Source organism: Rhizobacter sp. P3_B12, from assembly GCF_056402895.1.
Genome location: NZ_JBFUGN010001622.1, coordinates 1 through 1,042, shown reverse-complemented (window position 1 = coordinate 1,042; position 1,042 = coordinate 1). Strand labels below are relative to the sequence as shown.

Below are 1,042 nucleotides of genomic sequence, written 5' to 3'. Positions count from 1 at the left end.
GTGGGTGAGGTACCAGGCGAGGCCGCCCAGCAGGGCCAGGCCGATGACCGCGATCAACGTCCCCAACCAGCGCCGGCGCGGGGCGGCAGGGTGGGCGGGCGTGGCGGCGTCTTTCGGCGTGTGGTCCATGGGCATGGGCAAGGCAGGTGAGGGTGTGCGTCGGCGAGGGCGACTGTGCCACGCAGGCGCAGTCAATCGACGGCTGGATGCCTTGGCACGTGGCGTGCGCGCATTTCAACCCGATAACGTTGCCGGCTTGTTGCTGGCTTCGTGGAGAGGAATGCTGCGTGACCGACCTGATCCTGTCAAAGCTTCTGCCATGGCATGGCATTTGAATGATGAATTTTTTTATATCGTCAGGAAGAATGGCATGCTGCAAGATGGAATCAATTGCTTTTCTGAGAAACATATCGGCCATGAGGAGCTGCATTTTTCGATTGCGCTGGAATGATGGGTGTTCTATCTGCTTTCTTTTCGACGATTCGCCAAGCCACACCATCATTTTTTTTTGTTCTGCGCAGGAGATCAGCTTGCCTCGGGCTTCTTTCCCAAAGCACACGAGATCGATATTGAGATATCTCAGCGAGGGTAGTTTCGTGATGAAGGAAATGAATTTGTCGGGGAGGATCAGATCCTCGTCGAAAGACCACTCTTCATCAATGAGCAGGCTTTGAAGCTTGGGAAATCTTGCTGGGCGGCTTGAGTCTTGCAATTTGCCCCATTCCTCAGCAATTGAATACGATTCCTCGCCATCGAAGCATTCCAGATTGAGATGCTCGAGTGCAGGCAAATCTGCCAGCACCTGCGCGAACTCTATGGCATCCGTGGCGGTGCCGCGAAGGTATTGCAGCGACAGGCTGGAAAGGCGGTCTTTATGACGCAGCAATGCACTGAATGACGGCAGGTTGGGTACGGAAGGGCGGTCGCATAGACGAAAGTCCAGGTTTTCGAGTCCATGGTGACCCCCAAGTGCTTCGATCACTTGATTGATGGCCTCGTCATCGTATTCGCCATCGAAAAGTATCCTCAATGATGTCAGATG

Annotated in this window: 1 protein-coding gene; it reads right to left on the bottom strand. The window is 54.5% G+C overall.

Translation table 11 applies throughout. The features are described 5' to 3' along the window. On the bottom strand, positions 1-1,042 hold a 1,042-nt coding region (locus tag AC1D01_RS37295), incomplete at both ends, for a hypothetical protein (protein WP_477874936.1).